This is a genomic window from Acinetobacter sp. PFS20, from assembly GCF_052261015.1.
In the GTDB taxonomy this organism is placed as follows: domain Bacteria; phylum Pseudomonadota; class Gammaproteobacteria; order Pseudomonadales; family Moraxellaceae; genus Acinetobacter.
The window spans coordinates 1,399,521-1,417,158 of record NZ_JBPVZE010000001.1 but is presented as its reverse complement, the minus strand read 5'-3'; the positions used below and the strand labels follow the sequence as shown (position 1 = coordinate 1,417,158).

General features: G+C 39.0%; 14 protein-coding genes. 11 read left to right on the top strand and 3 right to left on the bottom strand.

Annotated elements, in window-relative coordinates; all coding sequences use genetic code 11:
* The first annotated feature begins 455 nt into the window (after positions 1-455).
* The 8 genes from ACS125_RS06720 to ACS125_RS06685 all read left to right on the top strand — a co-directional run bounded on the left by ACS125_RS06720 (position 456) and on the right by ACS125_RS06685 (position 13,116).
* Entirely contained in the window at positions 456-803 is a 348-nt protein-coding gene (locus ACS125_RS06720; protein WP_443271176.1) for a DUF4124 domain-containing protein, read from the top strand.
* A 187-nt stretch (positions 804-990) separates the two neighbouring features.
* Positions 991-3,615 carry a leucine--tRNA ligase gene (leuS, locus tag ACS125_RS06715; protein WP_151963988.1) on the top strand — a complete coding sequence of 875 codons (2,625 nt, stop codon included), beginning with the start codon at positions 991-993 and terminating at the stop codon, positions 3,613-3,615.
* 27 nt (positions 3,616-3,642) lie between these two features.
* A complete protein-coding gene (locus tag ACS125_RS06710) occupies positions 3,643-4,152 on the top strand; it encodes an LPS-assembly lipoprotein LptE (RefSeq protein ID WP_004794663.1) in 510 nt (169 codons plus the stop codon).
* A gap of 18 nt (positions 4,153-4,170) precedes the next feature.
* On the top strand, positions 4,171-5,160 hold the full coding sequence (gene holA / locus ACS125_RS06705) for a DNA polymerase III subunit delta (protein WP_004794664.1): 990 nt from the start codon (positions 4,171-4,173) through the stop codon (positions 5,158-5,160).
* A gap of 107 nt (positions 5,161-5,267) precedes the next feature.
* Positions 5,268-6,608, top strand: a complete 1,341-nt coding sequence (locus ACS125_RS06700) for a MacA family efflux pump subunit (RefSeq protein ID WP_004794665.1) — start codon at positions 5,268-5,270, stop codon at positions 6,606-6,608.
* A gap of 2 nt (positions 6,609-6,610) precedes the next feature.
* Complete coding sequence (locus tag ACS125_RS06695) at positions 6,611-8,605, top strand: MacB family efflux pump subunit (protein ID WP_238517086.1); 1,995 nt, start codon at positions 6,611-6,613, stop codon at positions 8,603-8,605.
* Positions 8,606-8,627: 22 nt separating this feature from the next.
* A complete protein-coding gene (locus tag ACS125_RS06690) occupies positions 8,628-10,025 on the top strand; it encodes an efflux transporter outer membrane subunit (protein WP_443273925.1) in 1,398 nt (465 codons plus the stop codon).
* Positions 10,026-10,365: 340 nt separating this feature from the next.
* Positions 10,366-13,116, top strand: coding sequence for a TrlF family AAA-like ATPase (locus ACS125_RS06685; protein ID WP_443271172.1), 2,751 nt, complete (start codon positions 10,366-10,368; stop codon positions 13,114-13,116).
* Positions 13,117-13,265: 149 nt separating this feature from the next.
* Here ACS125_RS06685 and ACS125_RS06680 read toward each other — a convergent pair whose 3' ends face one another.
* From ACS125_RS06680 to orn, 3 genes are all read right to left on the bottom strand, one after another.
* Positions 13,266-14,069: an enoyl-ACP reductase FabI gene (locus tag ACS125_RS06680; protein WP_216069908.1), complete on the bottom strand. Its 804-nt coding sequence runs from the start codon at positions 14,067-14,069 to the stop codon at positions 13,266-13,268.
* 137 nt (positions 14,070-14,206) lie between these two features.
* Positions 14,207-14,938, bottom strand: a complete 732-nt coding sequence (locus ACS125_RS06675) for a Bax inhibitor-1/YccA family protein (RefSeq protein ID WP_004794670.1) — start codon at positions 14,936-14,938, stop codon at positions 14,207-14,209.
* A gap of 154 nt (positions 14,939-15,092) precedes the next feature.
* Positions 15,093-15,659: an oligoribonuclease gene (orn, locus tag ACS125_RS06670; protein ID WP_004794671.1), complete on the bottom strand. Its 567-nt coding sequence runs from the start codon at positions 15,657-15,659 to the stop codon at positions 15,093-15,095.
* A 125-nt stretch (positions 15,660-15,784) separates the two neighbouring features.
* Between orn and rsgA the strand changes: the two genes are divergently transcribed.
* The 3 genes from rsgA to grxC all read left to right on the top strand — a co-directional run bounded on the left by rsgA (position 15,785) and on the right by grxC (position 17,629).
* Positions 15,785-16,846, top strand: a complete 1,062-nt coding sequence (gene rsgA, locus ACS125_RS06665) for a small ribosomal subunit biogenesis GTPase RsgA (RefSeq protein ID WP_440203043.1) — start codon at positions 15,785-15,787, stop codon at positions 16,844-16,846.
* A 97-nt stretch (positions 16,847-16,943) separates the two neighbouring features.
* Entirely contained in the window at positions 16,944-17,360 is a 417-nt protein-coding gene (locus ACS125_RS06660) for a rhodanese-like domain-containing protein (protein ID WP_004794673.1), read from the top strand.
* A gap of 11 nt (positions 17,361-17,371) precedes the next feature.
* Positions 17,372-17,629 (top strand): glutaredoxin 3, encoded by a 258-nt coding sequence (grxC, locus tag ACS125_RS06655; protein WP_002114715.1) that lies wholly within the window; start codon positions 17,372-17,374, stop codon positions 17,627-17,629.
* Positions 17,630-17,638 lie beyond the last annotated feature (9 nt).

The window sequence follows — 17,638 nt, the reverse complement described above, 5'->3', positions numbered from 1 at the left end:
TGTTTCATTCATTGAATTGTCTGCACTGTTATAGCACACATATTGTCTAGTTTTCGTTGCAATAGAAAAATTTCTGTTTTTCAGCCGTATAAGCTTTTTTAACATTAATAAAGCATGTCTGGATATACATACTTTAAGTAAAATCAATCTCTCGGCTAGAGAGAATGTCTATTACAAAACATGACGGTTATTCGAAGGGTGATCAAATAATCGCATATAAAACTAAAGGAAGCATTTTTGTTGTTTAATTCACTAAAGTCAAGATTAAAGAAAAGGTTTTTCCATAAAAAGTTTTAGCTGCTTCTTTTTTAATCTAAATTTAAATCTTAAATTTGGTAGTTCTACCCTCTATTTATTAAAAATAATTATTCTTTTTATATAAAACCATGCATTGTAAATTGCTTATTTATGAACTTTATTTAAATATAGCCAGCTTTCTTTGGGGAATATTTGATATGAATTTATTTTATTTAAAAACAAGCTTATATACAGCTGTTGCAACAGCGATTTTAGTTTACTCAAGCCAAAGTCAGGCACAGCAATATTACAAATGGATGGATAAAAATGGCTCCACCCATTACACCACGACTTTACCACCTAAGAGTGCAAAACATTTGAACAAAGTTTCAACTTACGGCAGCCAATCATCCGTAAAAAATTCGACACCTTCCCCAGAACAACAATCTCAAGATAAAACAGATAAAGTAGTGCAAGAGGCAACTAACGTCGCACAGGAAAAAAATGCACCCGCAGTAGCTGTTCCACCTATAGCATCTACCCCATCCGCTACAACAGCGCGATAAGTAAAATGAGAGTGGTGAATATTTTCATCACTCTTCTATTATTTAAAATAAAGAAGAATAGATTGAGAAATGTTTATTGCTCATATTAAAAGATAAAATCCTGATCTAAAAACTGACATTTCCTGTTATTTTGCGCTATGCTGTGCAGCAATCTTTCATTTCAATTTTCGTTGTATAGCTTACGTCTATGACTATTTCTCACATTGACCCCGAATATCAAGCAAACACGATTGAACCATCAGTTCAACAAGATTGGGAAAATCGTAAAGTCTTTAAAGTTGCCGACACTGTCGAAGGTAAACATCGCTACATCCTGTCAATGTTTCCTTACCCAAGCGGCAAGCTGCATATGGGGCATGTGCGTAACTATACAATTGGCGATGTAATTAGCCGTTTTTACCGTTTGAAAGGTGAAACTGTATTACAACCTATGGGTTGGGATGCATTCGGTTTACCTGCTGAAAACGCAGCAATTGCCCATAAAGTTGCTCCGGCAAAATGGACATTTGAAAACATCGCTTACATGCGTGATCAATTAAAAAAATTAGGCCTGTCTGTAGACTGGGATCGTGAATTCGCAACTTGTACACCAGAGTATTATCACTGGGAACAATGGTTATTTGTTCAGCTTTATAAAAAAGGCCTCATCTACCGCAAGCTTTCAACAGTAAACTGGGATCCGGTTGACCAAACAGTTTTAGCAAACGAGCAAGTTGAAAATGGTCGTGGCTGGCGCTCAGGTGCATTGGTCGAAAAACGCGATATTCCAATGTACTACTTCCGTATTACGGACTATGCACAAGAATTATTAGACGATCTTGACACTTTACAAGATGGTTGGCCGCAACAAGTCTTGACCATGCAACGTAACTGGATTGGTCGCTCTACAGGCATGGAAATTACTTTCCCTTCAGCCAATACTGAAATCTATGCTGATGGTTTAACTGTTTATACAACACGTGCCGACACGCTAATGGGTGTGACATATGTTGCTGTTGCAGCAGAACACCCTCTTGCGCTGAAAGCTGCTGAAAACAACCCTGAATTGGCTGCATTTATTGAAGAGTGCCGCATGGGTTCAGTTGCAGAAGCAGACTTGGCAACAGCCGAGAAAAAAGGCATGGCAACAGGTTTGTTTGTAAAACATCCTGTAACTGGTGAAGAGCTTCCTGTCTGGATCGCAAACTACGTATTAATGTCTTACGGTTCTGGCGCAGTAATGGCTGTACCAGCGCATGACGAACGTGATTTTGAATTTGCTAACAAGTTCAATTTATCAATTAAGCAAGTGATTGATGCAAAAGGTGCTGAAGATGCAGATTACTCTGCAACTGAATGGCAAGAGTGGTACGGTTCTAAAGAAGGTAAACTTGTTAACTCTGGTGAGTTCGACGGTTTAGCATTCCAAGCTGCGTTTGACGCATTCCTTGCAAAATTAGAACCACAAGGTTTAGCAAACTCTAAAGTTCAATTCCGTTTACGTGACTGGGGTGTTTCTCGTCAACGTTACTGGGGTTGTCCAATTCCAATGATTAACTGTGATACTTGTGGTCAAGTCACAGTTCCAGAAGACCAGCTTCCAGTTGTATTACCAACAGACGTTGTTCCAGATGGTTCAGGTAATCCGCTTAACAAAATGCCTGAATTCTACGAAACTAAATGTCCTTGTTGTGGTGGCGATGCTCGTCGTGAAACAGATACTTTAGATACCTTCGTAGAGTCATCTTGGTACTATGCACGCTATGCTTCTCCAGACTTTACTGGTGGTATGGTTAAACCTGAAGCAGCTCAAAACTGGCTTCCTGTAAACCAATACATTGGTGGTGTTGAACACGCAATTCTTCACTTACTTTATGCACGTTTCTTCCACAAATTAATGCGTGATGAAGGCGTTGTACAAGGTAATGAGCCATTTACCAACTTGTTAACTCAAGGCATGGTACTTGCAGATACGTTCTATCGTGAAGCAGAAAATGGCAAGAAAACTTGGTTCAACCCAGCTGATATTGAATTAGAACGCGATGAGAAAGGTCGTATTCTTTCTGCAAAATATTCAGGCGACGGCCAAGAAGTTGTGATCGGCGGACAAGAAAAAATGTCTAAGTCGAAAAATAACGGTATTGACCCACAAGCGATTATTGATCAATACGGCGCAGATACAGCTCGTGTATTCATGATGTTTGCTGCTCCACCAGATCAATCTTTAGAATGGTCTGATGCAGGTGTTGAAGGTGCAAACCGTTTCTTGAAACGTGTATGGCGCCTTGTAGCTGGCTTCCTTGAAAAAGGCAACTCAGCTTCTACAATCGATACAGCTAATTTATCTAAAGACGCTCAAGACTTACGTCGTAAAACACACGAAACTATTCAAAAAGTAAGTGATGATATTGAACGTCGTCATGCATTCAATACTGCGATTGCTGCTTTAATGGAATTGTTAAACGCAAGCAACAAGTTTGAAGCAAAAGATGACAATGACATTGCTGTAGAACGTGAAGCAATCACAACACTGTTAACTTTACTCGAACCGTTTGCACCGCATTTAAGCCAAACTTTATTGGCTCAATTTGGTACAGATGTTACAGCAGCAACATTCCCTGAAGTTGATGCTTCTGCGTTAACGCGTAATACGCAAACGATTGTTGTACAGGTTAATGGTAAACTTCGCGGTAAACTTGAAGTTTCTGTTGATATTTCTAAGGAAGATCTATTAGCTCAAGCTAAAGCCCTACCAGAAGTTCAACAATTCTTAACCGGACCAACAAAAAAAGAAATTGTGGTTCCAAATAAATTAGTTAACCTCGTGGTTTAATTAAAGTTATTAATGAGAGGATCAAGTATGCACTTAGCCAAACGTTTAGCCGCTGTTGTTTTAACCTTAGGCCTTAGTGCAGGCTTAGTCGGGTGTGGATTTCATTTAAAAGGAACCAACCCGACTGCGACTCCGCTTGTTTATAAAAAGTTAAGCCTTGAGTTACCGGCTAAAACTGATGATTTGGAAACGCAGTTAAAAGTATATTTAGCTGCCAATGGTGTTCAACTCAGCAATGATAATGATGCCTACGTACTTCGTGTTTTAGAGTACACACCACGTCGTCAGCTTTTAAATGGAAAACTAACTGAAGTATTATTACGTTTGACGGTAACCTTCCAGATTGAAGACCGTCAAGGTAATAAAATTACTGAGCCACGCTCATTAACTGCATCTCGTAGTTATCAATATGACTTGGCAACAGTCAACACTGAAAATCAGCAAGAAAGTTACTTACAACGTATTGTAATTGATGATATTGCGCAGCAGATTACTCGTCAGATTTCAGCAAATCGTTTACCAAAAGCTCAGCCTTAATCTGTATTTTTACCAGCAATGAAAATTGATTATTTACAAGCCTTAAAACGTACTCCGGAAGCTCGGGGTGCGTGGATTTTGCATGGGCAAGAGCCTTTATTAGAACAAAATTTATTAGATGCCTTTCGAAAAAGCTGGCAACAACAAGAAGTTGAAAGACAGCGCTATGATATTAGTAGCGTAAGCGACTGGAAAAATGTCTTTAACGCACTTAATAGCTTATCTTTATTTTCTCAGCAGCTTGCTATTGAAGTACACGGCAATATAAAACCTGATGCGAATGGCTTAAAACAACTCAAAAGCTATATACAACATAATGAACATAACCTGCTATTAATTGTTTTACCCAAACAAGATAGTAGCAGCTTAAAATCTGCTTTTTTCCAAGTTGTTGAAGCAAATGGGGTTGTAGTTGCCCTCACGGCAAATTACCCACAAGATCGCCAAAGAATTTTATCTGCTGAAGCAGAGAAACTTGAAATTCAGCTCGACAATGATGCTTGGCAGTGGTTAATGCAACACCATGAGCACAATTTGCTTGCAGCTAAAAATAGCTTAATGCGTGTAAGAGATACATTTCCAGACCAACAACTCATTCAAATTGAACAATTATATGCGTGTCTACAAGATCAATCACGCTATACCACCTATGATTTAAGTGATGCATTATTAGAAGGCAACCTAGGCCAATCTATTAAGATTTTTCAATATTTAATTGCAGCAGGCGAACCCGACAGTCTGATTTTATGGACTTTAAGTAAAGAAATGCGCTTGTTGATGCAATTGTTTGAACAACCCCACAATGCCTTACAGCTCGGTATATGGAAAACAAAAGTTAGCTTATATCAACAAGCATTAAGAAGACTAAATCCACAACAGTTTTTAGGCTGGTCTACCCTTCTATTGCAAATCGATGCGGCAATTAAAGGAATGTCGAACGAAAATGCAGAACATTTAATGCAGCAAGCGATTGCTGAGTTATGTGGAAAAACATTATTTATACAGTAATTCGCCTGAATCATTTTTCTTCATTCCTGAAATATCATAAAAATTCACGTTTTATCCTCATTTCGCTTTTATACTAAATTAAATTTTAAACTTTTCGACCTCTCGCCATGCCAAAAATAAAGCCAATCAAACTTGTTATTATCATCGTCTGTATAGTCATTATTGCTCTTTTAGCTTGGAAGTTTTTCAAACCAAAACAGCAGCAGCCACAATATATTACTGCCGAGGTAACACGCGGGGATATTGAAAATAATGTACTTGCAACGGGTACACTTGATGCAACCAAACTGATTAGTGTCGGTGCACAGGTATCTGGTCAGGTTAAAAAGATGTATGTGCAACTTGGCGATCAGGTTAAGCAAGGTCAACTTATTGCACAGATTGATTCAACGACCCAAGAAAATAGTTTAAAAACCTCTGATGCAAATATTAAGAATTTAGAAGCACAGCGTCTTCAGCAAGTTGCTTCTTTGAATGAAAAACAACTTGAATACCGCCGTCAGCAACAAATGTATGCACAAGATGCAACACCACGTGCGGATTTAGAATCGGCTGAGGCAAGCTATAAAACAGCTCAAGCACAAATCAAAGCGTTAGATGCACAAATCGAATCTGCAAAAGTCACAAAATCTACGGCGCAAACCAATATTGGTTATACACGTATTGTTGCTCCAACAGATGGTACAGTTGTTGCGATTGTGACTGAAGAAGGTCAGACAGTAAACGCCAATCAAAGTGCGCCAACAATTGTCAAAATTGCAAAACTACAAAACATGACGATTAAGGCCCAAGTCAGTGAAGCTGACATTATGAAAGTTGAGAAAGGACAACAAGTTTATTTCACTACCTTAGGTGAAGACACTAAACGTTACGCGACTTTACGCCAGATTGAACCTGCTCCAGATTCTATTTCTAGCGAATCAACAAGTACGACAAGCTCAACAACGAGTTCAGCTGTTTACTATAATGCCTTATTCGATGTGCCAAATACCGATGGAAAATTACGTATTGATATGACTGCACAAGTTTATATCGTATTAAACTCAGCTAAAAATGCCCTACTCGTTCCATCATCAGCACTGAGCTCTAAACAATTTTCAGGTCAAAGAAAATCAGGCCAATCATCTGATAAAGCAAGCTCGACACCTGAAGCTGCTAAAAAATCTCAAGGAAATGGAGCTCGTCTGGAACGTCTTAACCTGACTGCTGAGCAAAAACAGTTAATTGAACAAGGTAAATTAACCTTAAGTGTTGTACGTGTATTACAAGCTGATGGCACAACTAAACCAACTCAAATTTTGGTTGGCATTAACAACCGTGTAAATGCACAAGTTCTTGCGGGCTTAAAACAAGGTGATCAAGTTGTCATTGCCGATAGCGCAGATACTTCTGCTGCATCCGCTAATAGTAGTAATAACCGTCGCCGTAGTGGCCCAATGGGAATGTAAGCATGACAAAACAAGCTTTGCTTGAAGTCAGCAATCTAGTCCGGGAATTCCCTGCTGGCGAAAGCACGATACAAATTTTAAAAGGCATTGACCTTACCATTTACGAAGGCGAACTGGTTGCCATTGTCGGCCAGTCTGGTTCTGGTAAATCGACCCTCATGAATATTTTGGGTTGTTTGGACCGACCTACGAGCGGTAGTTATAAAGTTAATGGGCAAGAAACAGGTAAACTTGAACCTGATCAACTCGCTCGACTACGCCGTGAATATTTTGGTTTTATTTTCCAGCGCTACCATTTACTCGGTGACTTATCTGCTGAGGGTAACGTTGAAGTTCCTGCTGTTTATGCAGGGGTTACCCCTTCTGAACGTAAACAACGCGCCACAGCTTTACTGACCGAATTAGGCTTAGGTACTAAAACACTCAATAGGCCAAGCCAACTTTCTGGTGGTCAGCAGCAACGTGTTTCTATTGCCCGTGCACTCATGAATGGCGGTGACGTCATTCTGGCAGATGAACCAACAGGGGCACTCGATTCTCATAGTGGTGTTGAGGTGATGCGTATTTTGCGTGAACTCAATGCCGCAGGTCATACTATTATTTTAGTCACTCATGATATGCAAGTTGCAAAAAATGCGACGCGTATTATCGAGATTAGTGACGGAGAAATTATTAGTGACCGTCCTAATGTTCCTGATCAAGCAGCCGAACCAGGCAATTCTGATCCAGATGCCGCTCCAGCTCTGCAAGGCAAACAGAAGAAAGGCAAAAGTATTTCTGCATGGCGTTCTACTTTAGATCGTTTATCAGAAGCTTTTCAAATGGCTTTACTGTCGATGAATGCTCACCGCATGCGTACTTTTTTAACCATGCTTGGGATTATTATTGGTATTGCATCTGTTGTTACAGTGGTCGCGCTAGGTAAAGGTTCTCAACAACAAATTTTAAGCAATATTAGCAGTCTGGGAACAAACACGATTACGGTTTTTCAGGGCCGTGGTTTTGGTGACAACTCCAAAACTGCAAACTTTAAAACTTTGGTTCCTGCCGATGCTGATGCTTTAATGACTCAACCTTATGTCAGCGCAGTCAGCCCAATCGTCAGTACATCCAAAACCATGCGTTACCAGCAGAATGAAGCAAACGCGACCATTAATGGTGTGAGTAACGATTATTTTGATGTTAAAGGTTTGGTCTTTAAAGATGGACAAACTTTTGACCAACGTAGTGTGCGCGATCGTTCACAAGATGTTGTCATTGATACTAATACGCAAAAACAATTCTTTGGAGATGGTAGCAATCCAATTGGCCAAGTCGTACTGCTCGGTAGTGTACCAGCACGTATTATTGGGATTGTAGAACCGCAGACAAGCGGCATGGGCTCAGATGATACTTTAAATGTCTATATGCCCTATACAACCGTAATGAGCCGTATGTTGGGTCAGTCTAATGTACGTAACATCGTGGTTCGTATTAATGACAAATATTCAACTGCTGCCGCAGAAAATGCGATTGTAAACCTATTAACTCAGCGCCATGGTGCACAAGATATTTTCACCATGAACAGTGACAGTATCCGTCAAACCATTGAGAAAACAACCAGCACAATGACGCTTCTGGTTTCAGCAATTGCCGTAATTTCACTGGTGGTTGGTGGTATCGGGGTGATGAACATTATGTTGGTTTCGGTGACTGAACGAACTCAGGAAATTGGCGTACGTATGGCTGTAGGTGCTCGTCAAAGTGATATTTTGCAGCAATTCCTAATTGAAGCAATTTTGGTGTGTTTAATTGGTGGTGTGCTTGGCGTCTTACTATCGCTTGGCCTTGGACAACTTATTAATAAATTTGCTGGCGGTAACTTTAGCGTGGCTTATTCAAGCACTTCTATTATTGCAGCATTTGTCTGTTCAACACTGATTGGTGTCGTATTCGGTTTCTTGCCTGCCAAGAATGCCGCGAAGCTTGACCCTGTTGCCGCACTATCTCGAGAATAAGGAAAATTGCATGTCTTTCTCTATGACTAAACTCAGCACAGCACTTCTTCTCACAGGTTCTCTTGTAGGATGTGCAGCTGTAGTAAAAACACCTTATGAAACGCCTGCAGTACAAGTTCCGGGTAGTTTTCAATATGACACAGCAAAAGCAAAAAACATGTCTGCCGATCAATACTCTGATCGTTGGTGGACGCTTTTCAATGATGCACAGCTTAATCAGCTTGTAAGCAATGTATTAGAACGTAACAGTGATTTAGCAGTTGCAGGTATTGCCTTAAAGCAAGCTCGTTTACAAGCTGATCTAACTGCAAACCAACAAGGCTTACGTACCAGCTCAAACGTTTCTACAGGACATTCTTTCGATTTAAATTCGGGAGATGACAGCTCTAAAGGCCTATCAATGAGTGCGGGTGTAAGCTATGAGCTTGACTTGTTTGGCAAGCTTGCACGCCAAACTGAGGCAAGTAAATGGGAAGCCTTAGCGACCGAACAAGACTTACAAGCCACTGGGCAAAGTTTAATTGCAACCACTGCCAAACTCTATTGGCAACTCGGTTATTTAAATGAGCGCTACACAACTGCCCAGCAAAGTCTCGCAACCTCTCAAAAGCTTTATGACTTGGTACAAATTCAATATAAAGCTGGCGCTGTTTCAGGTGTAGATCTGACTCAAGCAGAACAATCGGTACAAAGCCAGAAAGCAAGCTTAAGTCAAATTGAGCAACAATTGGTTGAAACACGCACGGCTATTGCAGTGCTATTACATGAGCCATTGCAACAATTAAACATTCAAGAGCCAAAGCGTTTACCTCGCACTGCTCTACCTGCAATTGGTGCTGGTTTACCTGCCGATATTTTATCGCGCCGCCCTGATTTGCAAGCAAGTGAACTCCGCTTAAGAAAAGCATTAGCCACTAAAGATGCTACTAAGGCGAGTTACTATCCATCGATTAGCTTAACCAGTAGTTTGGGCTCAAGCAGCACATCGTTAACGGAGTTATTACGTAACCCTGCTCTGACACTTGGGGCGAGTTTGAGCTTACCATTTTTGCAATATAACGATATGAAGAAAGATATCGCGATTAGCAATCTAGATTATGAAAAAGCGATTATTCAATATCGTCAAACGCTTTATCAGGCTTTTGCTGATGTAGAAAATGCTTTATCGAGTCGTACCGAACTCGACAAACAAGTAGCGTTACAGGAACGTAATGTTGAACTTGCAGAAAAAACTGAACGTTTAACTGAAGTCCGTTACCGTTATGGTGCTGTCGCATTAAAAACACTTCTCGATGCTCAGCAAACCACACGTACTGCACGTTTAAGCCTCGTTGAAACCAAGCAAAGCCAATACAATGCTTATGTCACCCTCATGCAAGCTTTAGGTGGTTCACCTGTAAAAGAACTGCCGAAACAATAGCCCTAGCGCTATTTTTTTATTCAATTAGAGTTAACAGCTCATTTTCTATGGGCTGATAACTTTTTATTTTAACAAATTGATAATAAAAGAATTTTTAAGATAGTTATTCACCACTAAAGTAAACTTAAGTATGCAAAAAATAATATAGCTAATACCTAAATTCAGTATTACATTAAAAAATTCAGAAAATAGTATTTTGTATAGTTTTTGTGTTGACGCAAATATTGTTGTTTTATATGCTGATTAAAATAAATCCAAATAAAATAGATAATCCAACTGGTTATACAATATTTTAATTTTGGTTATTAACTAGATTAGATCGAATATAAGGATATAAATAATGGGCTTTGTTGGGGCTAGATGGTGGAAGTTCGATTTTCATACACATACACCAGCTTCTTTTGATTATGGAAAATCCGATAGGTCTTTAAGGACATCAAAGACTCCGAAAGATTGGCTGTTGGACTATGTTAACAAGGGAATAGAATGTTTAGCAGTTACAGACCATAATTCGGGTGAATGGATTGATGCTCTTAAACATGCAGCAGAAAATTTAAGAGCCCATGGCCATTCGATTTTCATTTTTCCTGGTGTTGAGATTACAGCTAACTCAAACATTCACATTTTAGGTATTTTTGATCCTTCCGTCACTTCAGCCGATATTAATGCTGTTATCGGAGCATCAAGATTTCGAGGAACAAAAGGAGATAGTGATTCAGTAGCGGAAGAAAGTGCTGAAAATATAATAAGGGAGATTATATTAGCAGGTGGGGTTGCCATACCAGCTCATATTGATATGAAAGCGGGCCTTTGTCAGCAACATTCCTCTCACACGATTAGACAAGTCTGCGAGCAAGCAAATGCTGTTGAAATAATTTATCCTGATCAAGAGCGAGCTGATGCTCCATTATCAAGATATACAACTCTAAAAATCGATTTGCCTTCAATAATTGGTTCAGATGCGCATCACCCTAATGATATAGGGAGAGCTTATACATGGGTAAAAATGTCCACCCCCTCGCTAGAAGGACTAAAACTGGCTTTAGTAGATGGCTCAACTTCCATAATTCGTTCAGATAAAGAGACAACTAATCCAAATAATTCCTCCAACACACTCTTGCGCTCTGTAACTATCGAAAATACTAAATATGCTGGTCGTTCGGCGCCTTTGACAGTGCAATTTAATCCTTGGTTGAATTCAATTATTGGGGGACGTGGTAGTGGAAAATCATCAGTACTTGAATTTATACGACTAGGTATGGATAGAGCGAGAGACTTAAATGTATTAAATCAAGATAATGAAATCCGCCGATCTTTCGAGAGTTTTACCAAAATATCCGCATCTAGAGATTCTGAAGGCGTAATGCTCGAGAATTCAAAAATCAGTTGTGTTTATACGAGAGATGAAACTCATTATGCGCTGACTTGGACTAAAGAAAATAATAACATCTTAATCTCTCGTTACGATGGTCAAGAATGGATTCCTGAAGATGGAGAAGCTCACTCTCGATTCCCAATAAAGATATTTAGCCAGAAGCAGATCTTCGATTTAGCTAAAAATCCTAATACTCTTCTGCACCTGATCGATGAATCATCAACTGTTGGTTTTCAGCAATGGAAAATGAAATGGAGTGAGAAACAATCCTATTTTCAAACATTATGCAGCCATAAAAGAGAGCTTTTATCCAAGCTGGCAAATAAAAATGTTTTATTAGGTCAGCTTTCCGATGTTGAACAAAAGATAAAAGCAATAGAGAAATCTGGTCACACAGATATTCTCACTAGCTATCGAGCATATAGTGGGAAGAGAACGATTATTTATAATTATGAAGTTGGTATCGATAATCTAAAGCAGCAAATTGAGTCGATAGCTAGCACTACTTCAATACCTGTGCTAGATGAAAGCGTATTTGATCTGCAATCTGCAAGCGAATTAGAAGTTCTTGCCAAGTTAAAAAACCTAAATGCGTCCACATTGTATTTTAAAGAAAGTATTAAGCAAGCATTGGTGTCGCTTGAAAATGAATTAAATCAATTTAAAGATTGGTATAGGAATTCTGATTTCAATAAATCTCATATTGGAGTTAACCAAAACTACAATGATTTGATTGAAGGGCTACGCAATGAAGGGATAAATAATCCTGCTGATTATGCAAGACTTATTGGTGAACGTAACACTCTTAATGAATCATTAAAAGCAATGGAGTTGGTAGATAACCAGATAACTACAGTGAATGAATCAATCAATCTTGCATACAAAGAAATAATAGAATGTAGAAAGGAATTGACCATAAATCGTCTAGAATTTTTGCAGCAAAACTTAGCAGGGAATTCATCTATTAAAGTTGAATTGGCCCCCTTTTCAGATATAGATCACATGGAGGAGTCTTTCAGACGTATTATTGGGCGTTCTGATAATGCTTTTTCTGCCGATATTTTTGATTTAGAGCGCGAATGTGGTTTCCTTTACAATCTGAATAAAGAATTAACAACTACTACAAGCTCTAGCGATTCTAATAATTTAGAGTCTCGGCTATCTAAAATTCATATATTCAAAACTCAGGTATTTAACTTCAGTTGTGGTGAGATCCAAGGTTCAAAGATAGGAAAAAGATTTTCCGAGTTCATGACTAACATGCCACCGCAAAACTTTGATCAAATAAATACTTGGTTTCCCGAAGATAAATTATCGATCAAATTTAATGATGGAAATAGATTTAAGGATGTTTCACAAGGTTCAGCTGGGCAAAAGGCCTCGGCTATACTGTCATTTTTATTATCTTATGGAACAGAGCCTTTAGTTTTGGATCAGCCTGAAGATGACCTTGATAATGGTTTGATTACTAGTTTGATAGTTTCTAAATTACATAAAAATAAAATAAATAGACAGATAATTGTCGTCACTCACAATCCCAATATAGTAGTAAATGGTGATTCAGAGTATGTGATTGCGCTAGAAGATCGAGGCCAAATAAATCCTGTCGCATCTGGAGCATTGCAAGAATTAAATGTTAGAAAGAATGTATGTGAAATCATGGAAGGTGGTGAAATTGCACTCCAACAACGATATAAAAGAATGTTTAATATTTAACTCAAGAAAAGTATCCACAAGTTAAACGAAACTGGTACAGCAAAGCTGCATAAATTTTCAAATTGTTAACTATTGGAAATATCAACATTCTGTCTAAAAAATAAAGCCGCTATTAAAGCGGCTTTATTATATAAATTAGATCAAGCTAATTATTCATCATCCATCATAGATTGGCTCATACCTACAGTATTAAAACCAGCATCTACATATAGAATCTCACCAGTAATACCTGAAGCCCAAGGTGAGCATAGGAACAGCGCTGCATTACCTACTTCTTCAATAGTTACATTACGTTTTAACGGCGCAACTTTTTCATTAGCATCTAACATTTTACGGAAAGACTTAATACCAGAAGCAGCTAAAGTACGGATTGGACCCGCAGAAATCGCGTTTACACGAATACCGTCAACACCCAAGCTTGATGCTAAGTAGCGAACACCAGCTTCTAAAGAAGCTTTTGCCATACCCATTACGTTATAGTTAGGCATAACACGCTCAGAACCTTGATAAGTCAAAGTCAATAAACAACCTTGGCGAGCTTGTAATAAAGGTTTTGCAGCACGAGCCATTGCAATAAAGCTGTATGCACTGATGTCATGAGCAACTTTAAAACCATCACGGTCAGTCACGTCAGTGAAGTCACCATCAAGCGTGTGTGCAGGTGCAAAGCCGATTGAGTGCACAACACCGTCTATACCGTCCCAATGTTTTGCAAGTTCTGCAAATGCATTATCAATTTCAGCATCAACAGCAACATCACATGGAAACACAAGCTTAGAACCGAATTGCTCAGCAAATTCATCCACACGTTTTTTTAATTTTTCGTTTGGATAAGTAAACGCAAGCTCTGCACCTTCACGGTGTAATGCTTGTGCAATACCAAAAGCAATTGATAATTTACTAGCAACGCCTGCAATCAAAAAGCGCTTACCTGCTAAAAGTCCTTGTGTCATGCCGATCTCACTCAAAACAATTTCAAGCATAATGCCAATATTCAGCGGTTTTCGAAATTGCATAATGCATCTTTTTTCAAAAATCGCACGAAAAAAAATCGCTCCTGATAAGGAGCGACTTCTCGATGAATTCAATCTTAGTCGTCAGACAATAAGCCAAGTAAGCGTAAGAAAGAAATATACATCCACACTAAAGTTGCAAGTAATGCGATACCACACAACCATTCCATGAATTTTGGTGCACGATATGCTGCATTAGTTTCAATTAAATCAAAATCTAAAATCAGGTTAAGTGAAGCAATCACTGCAACAAATGCAGCAAAGCCAATGCCTAACCAGTTACTTTCAAAAATATAAGGAACACTTGAACCAAATGCTAAACGCATGACCATCTGCACGATAAATACAATAAAGATCGCCAAAGATGCAGAAATTACAACTGACTTGAACTTTTCAGTTGCGCGAATAATTTGGAATTTATATAGACCAAACATCACCAAAGTCGTAACGAAAGTCGCTAATAAAGCCTGAAGAGGAACACCTGGGTATTTCAACTGGAAAGTAAAAGAAATACCACCTAAAAAAGCCCCTTCAAATAAGGCATACGGAATTGCCAATGTTGGCGCGGTCGTTGGTTTAAACGTTGTAATTAAAGCTAAAACCAAGCCACCAATTGCACCAACAATTGAAGCCGCGTAAGCAATACCAACATTTGCAGTAAAGGCTGCATAGAAAAATAAAGCGACACCCACCGCAGCAGCAATGACTGTCAACATTACAGATTTTTGAATCGCACCTTGCACAGTCATCGGTTGACTATAGTCACTGACCGTTTCAACACGGGTCAGTATCGGGTTATTACTTTGCATAAATGCTCTCTTTTTATAATAAAAATTTAAAACATCATTTTAAGCAAAATGAATATGAAAGCCAAATCAGGCGATCGGCATTATTGTAACAATCCCCTTTAAATAATAAAAAAGGAGGCAATAGCCTCCCTTTCACATCACTCGGGCAAATTCATTAATCTTTACCGTCAGTGTTCATAATAAAGAAGTATTCACGATAATATTTCAACTCAGAAATCGAGTCACGAATATCATCCATTGCCAAATGCGATGCATTCTTTTTCAAACCGCTCATGATTTCAGGGCGCCAGCGTTTTGAGAGTTCTTTTACGGTAGACACATCAAGATTACGATAGTGGAAATACTGCTCTAGTTCAGGCATAAGACGATGTAAGAAACGGCGATCCTGACAGATTGAGTTACCACACATCGGTGAAACTTTTGGATTGACCCATTTTTTTAGGAATTCTAAAGTCTGTAACTCAGCATCACGAGCTGTCAATTTACTACGACGCACTCGCTCTACCAACCCAGACTGCCCATGTTGGCGAGTATTCCACTCATCCATTGCATTTAAAATACGGTCGGGCTGGTGAACGGCTAAAACCGGACCTTCGGCAAGTACATTTAAATGATCATCTGTAATAATTGTTGCGATTTCAATAATTTGGTCATTATCGGTATCTAATCCGGTCATTTCCAGATCAATCCAAATTAATCGTGTATTTAAAGTACTGCTCATGTATGTACGTTCTAAAATGCCGTAAAAACATCAATAGTAGCAAATTTCTTGCATCTGCGCTGTAATTCTATAGCCGCTTCATGCTATTTTTGCCATCTTCAAACAGTGGTTTTTTTGGGATATGAATGGCTTTAATTCGTAAGCGTCGTTTAACTGAACAACAGCAACGTCGTATTGAAAAACAGCACAAAACTCGCCAAGAAGAGGCTGATACTTCACAAGATCTGGACGGGCTCGTTGTACAACATTATGGCCGCCAACTTGAAGTACAAGCACTCTCTGTACCTGAGCATCACCCAGAAAAACCTCAACTTGCCGAAGGAGAGCCAGAACCTTTCTGGAAACCTATCGAGCTTAAAAGCGTATGGCGCTGTCATACTCGTACAAACTTAGAATTACTTGTGACTGGTGACCGAGTTAAATGGCAAGCTGACCCAAATACGGGTTTAGGTATTATTACAGCCATTCACCCTCGTACCTCTTTACTTACCCGTCCAGACCGTTATCACAAAGTTAAACCTGTGGCAGCAAATATCAGTTTGATTGTGATTGTATTTTCACCACTTCCTGAACCTGCCCCAACGCTAATCGATCGATATTTAGTTGCTTGTGCAGATGCAAATATTCCTGCTCTTTTAGTCCTCAATAAGTCTGATTTGTTAACCGAAAATGACCCAATTCTCACCCTATTAGAAGAATATAAAACTTTGGGTTATGAAGTGATGATTTGTCAGTCTAAAAAGGGGGATATCTCTGCTTTATCTGAACGTTTAGATGGCGAAACAGTCGCTTTCGTTGGTCAATCGGGTGTAGGAAAAAGTTCTTTAATTAATGTGCTTATTCCAGAAGCAGAGCAAAAAACAAATATTATTTCTGAAAACTCTGCACTTGGTCAGCACACAACAACTTCTACACGTTTAATGAATTTCGGTAAAAATGGCGCGTTAATTGACTCACCAGGAATTCGTGAATTTGGGCTTTGGCATCTTGATTTAGAAAAAATTCGTATGGGCTTTCCAGAAATTGAAGCACATTTGGGTTCTTGCCAATTCCGTAATTGTACCCATACTCATGAAAAGAACTGTGGGTTAAAACACGCTGTAGAATCTGGTGAAATTTTACCACGGCGCCTAGATAGCTTTTTGCGTTTAAATGATGAGATTCAAGAAGCACAGCAAAAAAACTAATTTTCTGTCCGCTTTGCCCTTGAAGTGGTGATTTTGATCACCATCTATATACGCTATACTCTAGGTCAATTTTGTTTTTAATTTTTTTAGGTGACTTGTGGAACGCTGGTTAGAGTTTATGGGGAATCACCCCATTTTGTTTGGTACGCTCGGAGTCTTGGTCGTGTTGTTCTTCATTTTTGAAGGTCAACGTAACGGTCGTAAAATTTCACCACAGTCGCTTGGTATTTTAGTGAAAGCGAAAAATGCCATACTCATCGACTTGCGCGATAGTAAAGACTTCCGTGAAGGTCATATTAGTGGTAGCCGCAATATTCCTTTCAGTCAAATTGCAAGTCATGCTGATGAATTAAAAGCAAGTGACCGTCCATTGGTATTTATTTGTAATCTAGGACAAGTTGCTGGTAGTGCTTTGCAAAAAGTTGCTCACCATGACAGCTATCGTCTTGATGGTGGTATTAGCAACTGGAAAGCACAGGGCTTACCTCTTGTTAAAAGCAAACCAAAAGCTTAAGGAGAATTATTATGGCTGCAAATGTCATTGTGTACTCAACTTCTGTATGCCCGTATTGCGTTCGTGCTAAACAGTTACTTGAGCGTAAAGGTGTTGCTTACAAAGAAGTAAATCTTTCTGTTGAAGCACCGGAAGTACGTGTTGAATTAATGCAACGCACCAATCATCGTACTGTCCCACAAATTTTTATTAACGATCAGTTTATTGGTGGTTTTGACCAACTTTATGCCTTAGAGCGTGAAGGTAAACTTGACGAATTATTGGCTTAACATCGCATC